This is a genomic window from Brevundimonas vesicularis (assembly GCF_027105095.1).
In the GTDB taxonomy this organism is placed as follows: Bacteria; Pseudomonadota; Alphaproteobacteria; order Caulobacterales; family Caulobacteraceae; genus Brevundimonas; species Brevundimonas vesicularis_E.
Map to the genome: position 1 here is coordinate 1,410,714 of NZ_CP114278.1, position 11,576 is coordinate 1,422,289.

At 65.7% G+C, this 11,576-nt stretch carries 18 protein-coding genes; 13 read left to right on the plus strand and 5 right to left on the minus strand.

What is annotated here, in order from left to right; all coding sequences use genetic code 11:
- Positions 1 to 56 precede the first annotated feature (56 nt).
- On the plus strand, positions 57 to 824 hold the full coding sequence (locus O2K97_RS07010; protein ID WP_066521070.1) for an IS6 family transposase: 768 nt from the start codon (positions 57 to 59) through the stop codon (positions 822 to 824).
- On the opposite strand, the gene O2K97_RS07015 is transcribed toward O2K97_RS07010, so the two are convergent.
- Positions 790 to 1,179 (minus strand): hypothetical protein, encoded by a 390-nt coding sequence (locus tag O2K97_RS07015; RefSeq protein ID WP_240893577.1) that lies wholly within the window; start codon positions 1,177 to 1,179, stop codon positions 790 to 792. The two genes, O2K97_RS07010 and O2K97_RS07015, sit on opposite strands and share 35 nt — an antisense overlap.
- 273 nt (positions 1,180 to 1,452) lie before the next feature.
- Positions 1,453 to 1,863, minus strand: coding sequence for a hypothetical protein (locus O2K97_RS07020; protein WP_153923400.1), 411 nt, complete (start codon positions 1,861 to 1,863; stop codon positions 1,453 to 1,455).
- A 179-nt stretch (positions 1,864 to 2,042) separates the two neighbouring features.
- Between O2K97_RS07020 and O2K97_RS07025 the strand changes: the two genes are divergently transcribed.
- Genes O2K97_RS07025 through O2K97_RS07035 form a run of 3 tightly spaced genes read left to right on the plus strand, consistent with a single transcriptional unit; the run spans position 2,043 to position 3,747 of the window.
- Complete coding sequence (locus tag O2K97_RS07025) at positions 2,043 to 2,795, plus strand: hypothetical protein (protein ID WP_191559117.1); 753 nt, start codon at positions 2,043 to 2,045, stop codon at positions 2,793 to 2,795.
- 8 nt (positions 2,796 to 2,803) lie between these two features.
- The gene (locus tag O2K97_RS07030) at positions 2,804 to 3,118 is read left to right on the plus strand and encodes a hypothetical protein (RefSeq protein WP_191559116.1); all 315 of its coding nucleotides are present in this window, start codon (positions 2,804 to 2,806) and stop codon (positions 3,116 to 3,118) included.
- A 32-nt stretch (positions 3,119 to 3,150) separates the two neighbouring features.
- Positions 3,151 to 3,747, plus strand: a complete 597-nt coding sequence (locus O2K97_RS07035; RefSeq protein ID WP_269220966.1) for a hypothetical protein — start codon at positions 3,151 to 3,153, stop codon at positions 3,745 to 3,747.
- Here the strand turns inward: O2K97_RS07035 and O2K97_RS07040 are convergent.
- Positions 3,717 to 3,902 (minus strand): hypothetical protein, encoded by a 186-nt coding sequence (locus O2K97_RS07040; RefSeq protein ID WP_269220967.1) that lies wholly within the window; start codon positions 3,900 to 3,902, stop codon positions 3,717 to 3,719. The two genes, O2K97_RS07035 and O2K97_RS07040, sit on opposite strands and share 31 nt — an antisense overlap.
- Positions 3,903 to 3,962: 60 nt before the next feature.
- Positions 3,963 to 4,205, minus strand: a complete 243-nt coding sequence (locus O2K97_RS07045; protein ID WP_269220968.1) for a hypothetical protein — start codon at positions 4,203 to 4,205, stop codon at positions 3,963 to 3,965.
- Between the two features lie 25 nt (positions 4,206 to 4,230).
- Here O2K97_RS07045 and O2K97_RS07050 point away from each other — a divergent pair, with 25 nt between their 5' ends.
- A complete protein-coding gene (locus O2K97_RS07050; protein ID WP_269220969.1) occupies positions 4,231 to 5,142 on the plus strand; it encodes a phage minor head protein in 912 nt (303 codons plus the stop codon).
- Between the two features lie 198 nt (positions 5,143 to 5,340).
- Here the strand turns inward: O2K97_RS07050 and O2K97_RS07055 are convergent, their stop codons facing one another.
- On the minus strand, positions 5,341 to 5,955 hold the full coding sequence (locus tag O2K97_RS07055; RefSeq protein ID WP_269220970.1) for a hypothetical protein: 615 nt from the start codon (positions 5,953 to 5,955) through the stop codon (positions 5,341 to 5,343).
- Between the two features lie 83 nt (positions 5,956 to 6,038).
- Here O2K97_RS07055 and O2K97_RS07060 point away from each other — a divergent pair, with 83 nt between their 5' ends.
- From O2K97_RS07060 to O2K97_RS07095, 8 genes are read left to right on the plus strand one after another with little or no spacing between them, the layout of a single operon-like run.
- Positions 6,039 to 6,230, plus strand: coding sequence for a hypothetical protein (locus tag O2K97_RS07060; RefSeq protein WP_269220971.1), 192 nt, complete (start codon positions 6,039 to 6,041; stop codon positions 6,228 to 6,230).
- A gap of 5 nt (positions 6,231 to 6,235) precedes the next feature.
- Complete coding sequence (locus O2K97_RS07065) at positions 6,236 to 6,442, plus strand: phage tail assembly chaperone (RefSeq protein WP_269220972.1); 207 nt, start codon at positions 6,236 to 6,238, stop codon at positions 6,440 to 6,442.
- Positions 6,439 to 7,653, plus strand: coding sequence for a phage tail sheath subtilisin-like domain-containing protein (locus tag O2K97_RS07070; RefSeq protein ID WP_269220973.1), 1,215 nt, complete (start codon positions 6,439 to 6,441; stop codon positions 7,651 to 7,653). The genes O2K97_RS07065 and O2K97_RS07070 overlap by 4 nt, the downstream gene beginning before the upstream one ends.
- A gap of 13 nt (positions 7,654 to 7,666) precedes the next feature.
- A complete protein-coding gene (locus O2K97_RS07075; RefSeq protein ID WP_269220974.1) occupies positions 7,667 to 8,170 on the plus strand; it encodes a phage major tail tube protein in 504 nt (167 codons plus the stop codon).
- A gap of 10 nt (positions 8,171 to 8,180) precedes the next feature.
- Positions 8,181 to 8,435, plus strand: coding sequence for a phage tail assembly protein (locus tag O2K97_RS07080; RefSeq protein WP_269220975.1), 255 nt, complete (start codon positions 8,181 to 8,183; stop codon positions 8,433 to 8,435).
- Positions 8,435 to 8,599 carry a GpE family phage tail protein gene (locus tag O2K97_RS07085; protein ID WP_269220976.1) on the plus strand — a complete coding sequence of 55 codons (165 nt, stop codon included), beginning with the start codon at positions 8,435 to 8,437 and terminating at the stop codon, positions 8,597 to 8,599. Before O2K97_RS07080 ends, O2K97_RS07085 begins: the two co-directional genes overlap by 1 nt.
- 3 nt (positions 8,600 to 8,602) lie before the next feature.
- Positions 8,603 to 11,185 (plus strand): hypothetical protein, encoded by a 2,583-nt coding sequence (locus tag O2K97_RS07090; protein WP_269220977.1) that lies wholly within the window; start codon positions 8,603 to 8,605, stop codon positions 11,183 to 11,185.
- Positions 11,182 to 11,574: a phage tail protein gene (locus O2K97_RS07095; RefSeq protein WP_269220978.1), complete on the plus strand. Its 393-nt coding sequence runs from the start codon at positions 11,182 to 11,184 to the stop codon at positions 11,572 to 11,574. Before O2K97_RS07090 ends, O2K97_RS07095 begins: the two co-directional genes overlap by 4 nt.
- Positions 11,575 to 11,576: the final 2 nt, after the last annotated feature.

Consider the following 11,576-nt stretch of genomic DNA (forward strand, 5'->3'; position numbering starts at 1 on the left):
GTTGCAAACTGATCCGATTTTCGGTGATCTGTCTTGCCGAGAGTGAGGGTGGCGCGATGTCAGGGTTCAAAGGGCGGCATTTTGAGGGTGAGATCGTGCTTTGGGCGGTGCGATGGTACTGCCGGTATGGCATCAGCTACCGGGATCTTGAGCAGATGATGGGCGAACGTGGCGTGAATGTTGACCATTCCACGATCTACCGCTGGGTTCAGAGATACGCCCCGGAGATCGAGAAGCGGCTGCGCTGGCAATGGCGCCGCCCTGCCTCGACGAGTTGGCGGGTCGATGAGACCTATATCAAGGTTCGTGGTGCCTGGACGTATCTGTATCGCGCGGTCGACAAGGACGGGAACACGATCGATTTTTATCTCTCGCCAACGCGGAATACGAAGGCTGCGAAGCGTTTCCTGGGCAAGGCGCTGGGCGGGTTGAAGGACTGGGAGAAACCCGAGATCATCAATACCGATAAGGCGCCGACCTACACCGCCGCCATTGCTGAACTGAAAGCGGAAGGCAAATGTCCCAAGGATACCCAGCATCGCCAGGTGAAGTATCTGAACAACGTCGTTGAGGCTGACCATGGCAAGCTGAAGCAGCTGATCCGGCCGGTGCGGGGTTTCAAGACACTGAAGACGGCGTATGCGACGATCAAAGGCTTCGAGGTGATGCGGGCCCTGCGCAAGGGACAGGCAGCTGCCTTCAATCTCACCCGCGACATTTGCGGCGAGGCGCGGCTGGTCGAGCGTGCCTTCGGCCTCGGCGCTTGCGCCCTCACCGAAGCCATTCAACTCATCGGCAAACGGATGGAACTTGAAGCAGCCTAATGGGCACCGCTCGAACAGCCATGAGACGAACTGCGCCCGTCATCACAGTTTGCAACAGAGCCGGCTGGCCAGCATCATCGAGCGCGCAAAGCTCGCCATCCAGCACGCAGTCCTCGAGCATCGCGGCCGCGGCCGAGTGCAAGGGCAGCTTCTGGGTCCAGTCGTGGCCGTTGCGGGTGAACCAGGTAGCCCGTCCGGACTGGACGTTCAGCTGAAACCGGTAGCCGTCGAATTTGATCTCGTGGATCCAGCCCACGCCGCTAGGCGGCCGGGCGACAAGGGTCGGATGCGCCAGGGGGAGGAAAGTCCCGGGCATCGAGGGCGTCAGCGCTAGATCCTGATTTCTGCGAGCCATGATCCGGACTCCAACGGAGGTCGGCCGGAATCGCTCCGCACCCATATTCACCGGACTACTGGCCATCGGTGTCGGCCGACGCGGACAATCCCCACCATCCAGTCAGAGCAGGCCATCGCTCTTTGAGCGAGGGCGGCGAAAAACCAATCCGGGAGGGCAAGGTCAAGGCTGATGGAAGGGCAGGGGACCCCTGCTGCAGCCGAAGGCGAAGCTGGGGACGCCCGAGATCACCGCGCCAGCGGTCGCCTTGAGCAAGCCCGGGCGAAGCCCATCTCAGGGGATGTCTGGGCGATCAGCAAAGAACCGGGGTAGATGCGCTACAGCGTCAGCGACCATGTCGTGCACGAGGCCGCCTTCGCCGCTGAGAATCCGCGACGCGACGTCCAACTTGCCGACGACATCGGCGAACGATCTGGCTGAGGTCCTGGCCAGCGCCTGAGTGCAGCTGGCCTTGTCGGCGTCCAGGAAGACGAGGCGATCATCGATAAGCGTCATTTCATCGGCCGCGCCGGGGCTGATGTCGCCCGATTGAGGCGGCGGCCTCAACACCAAAACCTCCAGAGCCGACCATCGACCGGTGAGGTGCTCAATCTCGCGGTCGACGGAAAGCCATCGAGCGCAAAGGTCCGCGATCGAAGCGCCGGCGACGGCGACGTCTTGTGCTGGACCGTTTTGACCTGACATCTGGTGCGTCCTGACACCGCCTTGGGGAAAGGACTATCGGAACGAGATAGCGGCCGGTCCAACTATATTTGGAATATATTTGAGGCTGCCGGCCTAGAGAGGCCATCACCCTGCCCAAACGCCCACCTTTGCGCGAAGTTGGCCTCTGTGTCAGACAGAGACACTAGGGGGAATTCTAAATGCGCGACTTAGGCGGGGTTATCGCTCTTATCGGCATGGTGCTGTTCATCGTTAGCATCATAGCCCTCGTCCGGCCGATCAAAAGGATCAAGCTTGGCACCCGAAAGCGCGCCGGGCTCGCGCTGGGCGCCTCAGTGGTGCTGTTCATCGTCGGCGCCTCGATCATGCCGCCGCCAACGCCTGAAGAGAAAGCGGCCCGTGCAGTCGCCGATGCCAAACGGGCTGAGGACGAGAAAGCGCGCGAAGCCGCTGCGCCGGCCGCGACAACCCCTGGCCGCACAGAACCTACGCCCGAGGTCACGGCAGCGGTTCAATCCATGTGGACGGAGGTGACTAACCGTCTGGCATCATGCGACCAAGCCAGTGGCTATGTCGCTGAGGTCGCGGGGCGTCCGAATCCCAGCCCCTATGATCTGTGGCCGATGGTGCAACAGGCCGAACAGCTTTGCCGGGCCGCTGCATCCGAGGTCAGCCGCATCCGTGTGCCAGATGCCATCCCGCGCGCTTCCCGGCGCTCATTCGATGAGGCGTTCGACACCTGTCGCGACGCCTATTACGTCAAGAGTTCGGCCTACGGCGCTATGGGCGAGGTCCTGAATGGCGACGTGAGCCCACGGGCGGTCACAGAGGCCCGGTCCGCGTCTGAAGCAGCTCAGTCGTCGGGGCTCCGTTGCGCAGTGGGCTTCATGAAAGCCGCGACTGATCTTGGCGTTCCCGTCGAGTCCTTCATGCCCGACAACACCTCAGAGTGAGAGCACAGATGAAACGATTGGCCGTAGCGTTCACCGCCCTGACCCTCTTCGCCGGAGGGGGCGGATGCGTCTCCATGGGGACCAATTATGATCCGGTAGCTGTGTCGCAGATCGCGCCAGGCACCCCCATGGCGGAGGTCATCGCCCTGCTGGGCGAACCGAACAGCCGGACCACCTTACCGGATGGCGCCACCCATCTGATGTGGTTGCACTCAACTGGCACCGCATGGGGGACGGCGGAATCCCGCGCGGCCGTCCTGTCCTTCGATCGCCAAGGGAAATTCATTCAGGTGGTTACAACGAACCAGACGCGGATCAACTGATCCTCGCCGAACAGGCAACCGTGAGAAAACCCATGCGTCGATTTGCAGTACTCAGCGCCGTAGCCCTGCTGGGCGCCTGTGGGGACTCGGGACCGTCAAACGACGTGCCGGCCGACGTGGAGATCGTCGAACCGGACGCGGCACCCAAGTTCGGCGAGTCGGGCCCGGAGATGGCACGGCGCGAAGCAGCAGACCGCGCCGCCGGTGTGGGCTCTTATTGGGTGTCTGGCGATGTGGCTACGGAGCATTCCTCTCCCGGAGGAGCGGTAGTGAACAGGGTCTACTATCGCCAGAAACTGACTGCATATGAGCGTCGCGACGGGTGGGTCAGGACCACCCAGGACGGTTTCACGCCCCGATGGACCCGCCTGTCGCAGCTAACCGATACCCAACCACCTGAGAAGCCGGCCTACGCCGGTCCCGCCGACTATGCCGATGACCGGATCATGCCCGACGCGATCCCTAACCCCGGCGAGGACGGCCTGACCCGCGCCGACATCGACATCATCCGCAAGGGCGCAAAGATGGTACTGCAGACCCGGCCCGACTGCGCCCAAATCGAACTTGGTGACAAGAGCGTCAGCCGGGCGAACACCTATTATGTTACGCCGAGGCGCGCGGCGTCTTGATCGAAGCCTTCAAGCGTCGGCCACGGGCCCGAGAGGTATTCGCTGGCGAACTCGACGGGCCGCCCGCCAAGAACCCGACTGGCGTCCTGCGCGGTCGCAGCTCGCCGCGCATGGCTGTCGAAGTCGGCAAAGGTCTCTACGACGGGGAAGGTCATGGTCACGCCCTCGAATACTTGGACGCCAGTGTGACGTCCGGAGGTTGAATCTTAGTGAAGTCAGTCCGGTGTGGATACGCGGACGAGACGTTTCCAGCTGGCCCAGAGATTGACGGTCACAAGAGGATCGTTGAGGCGCGCGACCAGGCCGAGCAGGTAGGCCCGCCGGTTGCGGACGTCCGCCGTAAACTCGGCCAAAAGCGCCGCCACAGCGAAGGCAACTCCGGCGTCGCCGGCGGAATGGCGGCGGATCTCTTCCTTCGTCAGCCCAACACGGCTCGCGGCGGACTGCCCGTAGGCCAAGGGCTGGTGGGGCGACGCCGTCGAGATGGCCGACCCTGCGACCGGCGAGGTCAAGCCGCGCGAACTGGGGACGCCGCGCCGGCTGCGGATCATCTATGACGCCAATCTGCGCAGCGCGCGGGCGGCCGGTCAGTGGGAGCGAGGCCAGCGGACCAAGGCCGTGCTGCCCTTCTACCTCTACCAGCTCGGCCCCAGCGAAAGGCACCGGCCCGAACACGTCGCCAAGGAGGGCGTGGTCCGCCCGGTGGACGATCCCTTCTGGACGGCCTGGTTCCCGCCGAACGGCTGGGGCTGCAAATGCTGGCTGCGCCAGATCACCAAGGCCGAGGCGACCAGGCGCGGCGTCACGCCGCCGTTCGACGTGCCTAATCGCACCTTCAGCCGCACCCTGGACGATGGATCGACCGAGCGCGTCACGGTTCCCCAGGGCATCGACCCCGGCTGGCAGACCAACCCCGGCCTGAACCGGGCCAGAACATTGATGACAAGTATGGCGGACCGGCTGATCGCCTCGGGCGAACCGGCCGCGCGCGCCCTGCTGACCGACTTCTGGAAAGGCTCGACGCCCGAGGCCTTCACCCATCTGCCGACGCGCACCTTCGCCCCGGCCGCCATCGCTCCGGCCCGGCTTCAGAAGGAGCTTGGAACCGAGGCCCTGCTGGTCATGGTGTCCAGCGACACCCTGAAGACCAAGCTGGATAAGCATGGAGAGGGATCGCGGGGACTTAAGGCGGCGGACCTGGACCGGGTTCAATCGGTGCTCGACGACGGCGTGTTGGTCGAACAGGTCGATCGCCGCGCGGTCTATGTGATGGAGACGGACGGCGGTTGGTATCAGGCGGTCGTGAAGACCTCGGCGAAGGGCGAGCTGATCCTTGCGTCCTTCTATCCGATAGAACCCCGGCGTGCTGCGCGGCAGATCAGGAAGCGGGGATGATCGGGCGGAGGGTCGTCGCCCCCTCGCGGCGCGGACGCCGGTAAACGGATGGCTCGCCCGATCTGGCGCCAATATGGGGGTTTCGGCCGGCGAAGTCACCCCTTCGCAGAAACCGCGTCAGGAGCGCCGAAACGGACGGGGCCGGTCCAAGCGCGCCTGAACCGGCCCCGAGGGCGTCATTAGAGGCCTTAAACGCCCTTAGGCGGGATCGCGCAGGCCTTCCTCAAGATGATCTCGCATCATCTCGGGATAGTTCCAACCATCAGTGGGGAAGTCGAACTTGGCGATGCCGGCATCACGCCGAAGCTCTGCGGCGAGCATCCAGGCGTCGAGACCGAGGTTCGCGGCACCCATCGAGTATGTATAGCGCTTGTCCGCGTCGTCGAACGCCTCGGCAGCGTCGCCCCTGATGTAGCTTTTCCGCAACGACAAGACCCGTGCGAAGTCCATCAGCCGAACCTGCCAATCGGGACCAAGGCTTTCCCAGTTAACTGGCGGCCAGGCCGACAATTCGGGAACCCAAGTGACCTTTCCGTCAGGCTCGTCGTTCGCAGCTACCGCTTCCGCGCAGTTGTAGGCGAACTTTTCGAGGTGAAGGATCAAAGGGTAGGCCGCTCGGGCCTGGTTATCGCCAGCTTGTTTAGCCGCCGCCGCATCGGCTCGGGCAGCAATTTGCGCCGCGTCTGCTCGCTGACGACGAGCGATGCTATCGGCTTGCCACCACTGCAAGGCCCCGCCTATCAGGACACCCAGCAGCCCGCTAAGTGCGGGTATAGCCGTGTTGATGACCTGAAGGTTGGTGATCGGCGGCATAGCGCGGACATCCTGCAAAAATCGACGTGACCCCGAAAACCTTCGGGGTGTGGCGACGCCGTCCGCACCCCGATCATGGCGTCATGAGAACGCCTTCGGCAACAGCAAACAAACAGACCGGCGCGGTGATCGCAACGCCGATCCAGACCATCGCCCTCAATGAGGCGGGGACCGCGCCCGAGTGGATCGAGCTGATCCCGGCCGGCTTCGACGTGCAGGGCCGTGACGGCCGGGCCTGGATCAACCCCGACGTGACGCCGAGATCGCGGATGTGAGGTGGATGATCGATCGCCATCGCGACGAGATCGAGATGGGTCGGCCGACGACCCTGTCGGCTGAGGTCTATGCCGCGCTTCTGGACCACGTTCAGGCCCTGCGTGACGTGCCGACGCAGCCCGGCTTCCCCGAGACCATCGACTGGCCGGCAATGCCGGCGAAACCGCCCCACCAAAACGAAACCCAAACCCCTGGAGAAGACCCCCAATGACTGACGCCTATCTGCACGGTGTTGAAGTCGTCGAGCTGGCGACTGCGAACCGTTCGATCACCACGCCGTCCACCGCCGTCATCGGCCTGGTCGGCACCGCGCCCTTCGCCGATCCGGTCGCCTTCCCGCTGGATCGTCCGGTCTTGATCACCAGCGCCACCCAGGCGGCTGGTTTGACCAAGACGATGCCGGCGAACGCCGCCCTGGACGCGGAAGGCACCCTGCCGATCGCCATCCAGGCCATCTACGACCAGACGCGGACGCCCATCGTGGTCGTGCGCGTGGCGGCCGACGCCACCCCGGCCGCCCAACAGGTTCTGGTCGTGGGCGCCGCCGCGACCAAGACCGGCGTCTATGCCCTGCTGGCCGCGAAGTCCGAGACCGGGTTCCAGCCCAAGATCCTGATCGCCACCGGCTTCACCCACCAGCAGACGGGCGGGGCGGCTAACCCGGTCGTCATGGCGCTGAAGGGCATCGCCGAAAAGCTGCGCGCCTGTGTCGTGACGGACGGGCCCAGCGACACCGACGCCCATGCGGTGTCCAAGGCCGCCCTGGAAGCCGGCGAACGGATCTACCCCGTCGATCCGACCGTGGGCGTCCTGGCGCGCACGGGCGCCATCGTCCAGCGCCCGGCCTCGGCGCATGTCGCGGGCGTCATCGCCCTGTCGGACCAGGAGCGCGGCTTCTGGTGGTCGCCGTCCAACCGCACCCTGAACGGGGTGGTCTCCATCGGCCGCCCGATCGAGTTCAGCCGTTCGGACGCCACCGCCAGTTCCAACATCCTGAACGAAGCCGGCGTGGCGGTGATCGTCAATGACGACGGCTTCCGCCTGGTCGGCAACCGGACCCCGCCCAACGACGGCGAATACGAGTTCCTGGCCCAGCGCCGTTGCATGGACATGGTCTTCGACGCGATCGAGGGGTCGTTCCGATGGGCGCAGGACCGGCCGTTCAGCGCCAACCTGCTGGACGACATCGCCGGCGAGCTGGAAGCCTATCAGCGCAGCCTCAAGGCGCGGGGCGCCCAGCTCGGCGGCCGGGTCTGGATCGACCCCGAGCTGAACACCGAGGCGACGTTCCGGTCGGGCCGCCTCTACGTGAACCTGGACGGCGAGGCGCCCGCCCCGCTGGACCGCCTGACCTTCCTGTTCCAGCGCGAGACCGGCTACTACGCCGAACTGGTCTCCAGCGCTGGCGCGCAAGCCGCTTAAGGAGACCTGACCCATGCGAGCACTACCCCGGTCCATCAAGGGCTACACCGCCTTCATCGACGGCTTCGGCATGATCGGCCTGACCACGGGCGGCAAGCTGCCCCCGATCAAGGCCAAGACCGAAGCCTATCGCGACGGCGGCATGGACGGCGAGGACGAGCTGGAATTCGGCATCGAGAAGCTGGAAGCCGAGCTGACCTTCGCCGAGCTGAACCCGCGCGTCCTGAAGGCCGTGCTGACCCGCAACACCCCGATCACCCTGCGCGGGTCGATGGAAGGCGAAGGCGCCGCGTCCGCCGTGCCGGTCATCGGTCAGTTCCGTGGCCTGGTCACGAGCGCCGATCCCGGCGAGTGGGGCGATCCCAAGAAGGCCGAGGTCAAGCTGGCCCTGACGCCCAACTATTATCGCCTGCGCATCGGCGGCGAGGAAATCTACGAAATCGACCTGCTGAACGGCATCCGCCGCATCGGCGGCACGGACCAGTTGGCGCCGCGTCGCGCGGCCCTGGGCGCCTAAGGAGGGCATGATGATCGATCCGAACAAGACCTTCGAACTGGAGTTCCCGGTTTCCTTCCGGGGCGAGACCGTCACGTCATTGACCCTGCGCCGGCCGAAGGGCCGGGAAATCCGCGCCATGCAGAACGGCAAGGGGTCCGCCATCGATCGCAGCTTCGAGATGATGGCGACGCTGGCGGAACGCGAAGTCGATCTGATCGACGATCTGGATGCGGCCGACATCAAGAAGATCGACGCCTGGCTGAACGAAATCGTGGGGGAGTGATGGACGGCGGGCGTCTGGAGGCGATGCAGGAGGTCATCGCCTTCGCCTATGGCTGGACGCCCGACGTTCTCGACAACCTCACACTCGACCAGCTCGACACCTGGCGGGCGCGGGCCAAGGAGCGGATCGACTTCATGGCTCGCGCCCGCTGCGCCTTCGGATAGACCATGAAGAACCTCGTCGCCGCCCTGACCCTGCGCTTCGTCGATCGGCTTTCCGGCCCGTCGCGCGGCGCGGTCTCGGCCATTGGTCAGTTGAACCGCGCCCAGGATATGGGCAAGGCGGCGTCCAAACAGTGGAGCGCCGGGCTGGAACAGCTCGACGAAAAGCTGAACCGGCTGGCGTCAGCTTCGCTGATCACGGATGGGATCGGCCGGGCGGGCCAAGCCATGATCCGCCCCCTGCGCGCCGGGGTCGCGGCGGCGGCTGAGTTTGGTCAAGGCATGACCGGCATCGGCATCACAGCCGAGATGACTGATCGGCAACTTCAGCCCATGCGAAAAACGATCCTCGATACGGCGGCCGAACTCGGCGCGCTGCCGGCGACGGTTCAGTCCGCCTTCTCCTCGGTGCTTGCGGAAGGCGTTTACAAAACCGAGGCGGACCTCACTCGTGCGGGTCGTTCAGTCGCGAAGTTCCAGGCCCTCGCGGCGACAATGAAAGACCCGATATCAGGCGATGAGGCCGGTGGCCTTTCCGCCGGTCTCGCCCGATCCTTCAACGTCTCGGCCGACCGTCTCGACCAAGCCAACGCTATGTTGAACCTTGCGTCCAAAAGAGGTGGCGTGGGCATCGGCGTTGCCGCGCGATTCCTCCCAGCGCAAGCGGCGTCCATGCGCGGGATGGGCGGTAACAGCGAACGAGGTCTGGCTGATCTGATGGCTGCAACGCAGGTCGCGAAAAGCGCTGCGGGGGGCAGCGAACAGGCTGCTAACAACCTGTCCAACCTGCTGGGAGCTTTGACCTCGCCCGAGACGCTTCGCAACTTCTCCAAGATGGGCGTCAACCTCGAAAGGGAAATCAAAGCAGGGCTTCAGCGCGGCATTTCGCCGTTGGAAACGGCGGCGGTCGTCACGAACCGCCTTACCAAGGGCGGCGATCAGTATCGACTTGGTGAGCTGTTCGGCGACCGCCAAGCCCGCGAGGGCATGATGGCCCTCGTCCAGGATTTGAAGGGCTTCCAGAAGATCAGCACCGATCTGCGTGGTGATGGTGTGCTCCAAGCCTATTACGCCGACCTCGAACGGGCCATGCAGGGACCGGCCGCGAGCTTCGGTCGCTACGCCTCGGGCATGGCGCGCCTGGGCATCGCCACCGGGACCATCCTGGCGCCCGCTGTCGGCGCGGCGGCCGACGCCCTGACGCGCATCGCTTCGTGGATGTCGAACGCCAGCGAGAAGGGCGGCCTGCTGGCCAAGGCGGCCGTCTGGGCCTTCGCCGGCCTGGCGGCCTTCGCGGTTGGAGCGGGCGCGGTCGGCCATGCCGTCGTCGGCATCCTCGGCCCCTTGCTGATCGCCAAAACCCTGATGGGCGGCATGGGCGGCGCGGCGATGAAGGCGGGCGCCGCCCAGGTGATCGGAGCCTTTGCTCGGATGCGGATGGCGGCCATCGCGTTCAACCTATCCATGCTGGCCAACCCTGTCGTCCTGGGCGTCGTCGCGGCCGTCGCAGCCGTGGCCCTGGTCGCCGTCGTGGTCCGCAAATACTGGCAGCCCATCAAGGCCTTCTTCGGCGGCGTTGGTCAGGCCCTGGGCGAGGCGTTCGGGCCGGCCCTGACCGCCATCGGCGGCGCGCTGCGGCCCTTGAAGCCGCTGTGGGATGCGGTCGCCGGGGCGGTGGGCCGCTTCTTCGGCTGGATCGGTCGGCTGATGCAGCCGATGCAGGCGACCAAGGGGCAGTTGGACGGCGCGTCCAACGCCGGTCGCAACTTCGGCCGGATGCTGGTTCTGGCCTTCAACCTGTCGCCGATCGGCATCTTCGCGCGCGGCGTCATGACGGCCTTCCGCTTCATCCAGGGCGCCATGAACTGGCGGCCGATGGAGACGCTGCGCCAGGCCTGGGCGGGCGTGAACGGCTTCTTCGGCGGCCTGGTCACGCGGTTCAACGGATTCGGCCGGGCGATCATGCAGGGCCTGATCGGCGGCGTTCGCGCCATGCTGGGCGAGGTCGCCGGCGCCGTGATCGGCGTGGCCAACGGAGCGGTTGCCCGGTTCAAAGGCGTGCTCGGCATCAAGTCCCCCAGCCGGGTCTTCGCAGCCCTGGGCGGATATACGATGGAAGGCCTGACGCAGGGTCTCGACCAGGGTGCGAAACGGGCGGTCGGAGTGATGACCGTGACGGCCGGCGCCATGACCGCCGCGATGGCCGGGGCCGAGGTTCCGCCCCGTCCACTGTTCGGTCCAGCGTTCGAGCCGCCTATGGCGATGGCCTATACAGGGCCTGCCCTCGCCAGGGCCTTTCCCGGCCTTGTCCCGCCGCCCGCGTCGGTCCCGCCGTCTCGTGATCCTTCGCCCACACAGGTCAATCCGCCGTCGAGCGCCATGCCGGCCGTATTGGCCGCCCTGCCGACCGCGCCGGCTGTGGCCTCGGCCGACGCGCGGGGCAGGGCGTCGAACGGCGTCCACATCGACCAGGTTCTGATACAGGTTTCGATCCCGGCCGGGGCCGACGCCGCGCGTCAGGGCGGCATGGCGGGCCGCGCGGCGGCCGACAGCTTCCGGGCGCGCCTCTATGACGGATTGAACGGATGAGCGAAGTCCTGATGACCCTCGGCGACATCCGCTTCTCGGTGGCGGAAGGGGCCTATCGCTCGCTGAACCGCGAACTGGAGATCATGACGGCGAAGATCGCCCGCGCCGGTCGCCAGTCGGCGCGTCAGACGCTGGGCCTGGACGAGACCATCGACATCGAAGGCGTCTGCTATCCGGGCCAGCGCCACGCCCGCGACCGGGTGGACAGCTTCCGCGAGGTCGCCCGCACCCAGAAGCCCCAGATGCTGACGGACGGCACCGGCAAGGTCTGGGGTCTGTTCGTGATCGAGGGCGTCAGCGAGCGCGGTTCGGAGCTGCTGTCCAACGGCGTGGCCCAGCGCCAGGACTTCCGCATCCGTCTGGGCGCCTATGGCGAGGACGCGGCATGACC

Coding starts and splice junctions, on each gene's coding strand:
- O2K97_RS07055 (WP_269220970.1), bottom strand. CDS start 5,955: ATGCCGCCGATCACCAACCTTCAGGTCATCAACACGGCTATACCCGCA.
- O2K97_RS07075 (WP_269220974.1), top strand. CDS start 7,667: ATGCGAGCACTACCCCGGTCCATCAAGGGCTACACCGCCTTCATCGAC.
- O2K97_RS07095 (WP_269220978.1), top strand. CDS start 11,182: ATGAGCGAAGTCCTGATGACCCTCGGCGACATCCGCTTCTCGGTGGCG.
- O2K97_RS07015 (WP_240893577.1), bottom strand. CDS start 1,179: ATGGCTCGCAGAAATCAGGATCTAGCGCTGACGCCCTCGATGCCCGGG.
- O2K97_RS07020 (WP_153923400.1), bottom strand. CDS start 1,863: ATGTCAGGTCAAAACGGTCCAGCACAAGACGTCGCCGTCGCCGGCGCT.
- O2K97_RS07030 (WP_191559116.1), top strand. CDS start 2,804: ATGAAACGATTGGCCGTAGCGTTCACCGCCCTGACCCTCTTCGCCGGA.
- O2K97_RS07085 (WP_269220976.1), top strand. CDS start 8,435: ATGGACGGCGGGCGTCTGGAGGCGATGCAGGAGGTCATCGCCTTCGCC.
- O2K97_RS07090 (WP_269220977.1), top strand. CDS start 8,603: ATGAAGAACCTCGTCGCCGCCCTGACCCTGCGCTTCGTCGATCGGCTT.
- O2K97_RS07070 (WP_269220973.1), top strand. CDS start 6,439: ATGACTGACGCCTATCTGCACGGTGTTGAAGTCGTCGAGCTGGCGACT.
- O2K97_RS07025 (WP_191559117.1), top strand. CDS start 2,043: ATGCGCGACTTAGGCGGGGTTATCGCTCTTATCGGCATGGTGCTGTTC.
- O2K97_RS07050 (WP_269220969.1), top strand. CDS start 4,231: ATGGCCGACCCTGCGACCGGCGAGGTCAAGCCGCGCGAACTGGGGACG.
- O2K97_RS07060 (WP_269220971.1), top strand. CDS start 6,039: ATGAGAACGCCTTCGGCAACAGCAAACAAACAGACCGGCGCGGTGATC.
- O2K97_RS07065 (WP_269220972.1), top strand. CDS start 6,236: ATGATCGATCGCCATCGCGACGAGATCGAGATGGGTCGGCCGACGACC.
- O2K97_RS07040 (WP_269220967.1), bottom strand. CDS start 3,902: ATGACCTTCCCCGTCGTAGAGACCTTTGCCGACTTCGACAGCCATGCG.
- O2K97_RS07035 (WP_269220966.1), top strand. CDS start 3,151: ATGCGTCGATTTGCAGTACTCAGCGCCGTAGCCCTGCTGGGCGCCTGT.
- O2K97_RS07010 (WP_066521070.1), top strand. CDS start 57: ATGTCAGGGTTCAAAGGGCGGCATTTTGAGGGTGAGATCGTGCTTTGG.
- O2K97_RS07080 (WP_269220975.1), top strand. CDS start 8,181: ATGATCGATCCGAACAAGACCTTCGAACTGGAGTTCCCGGTTTCCTTC.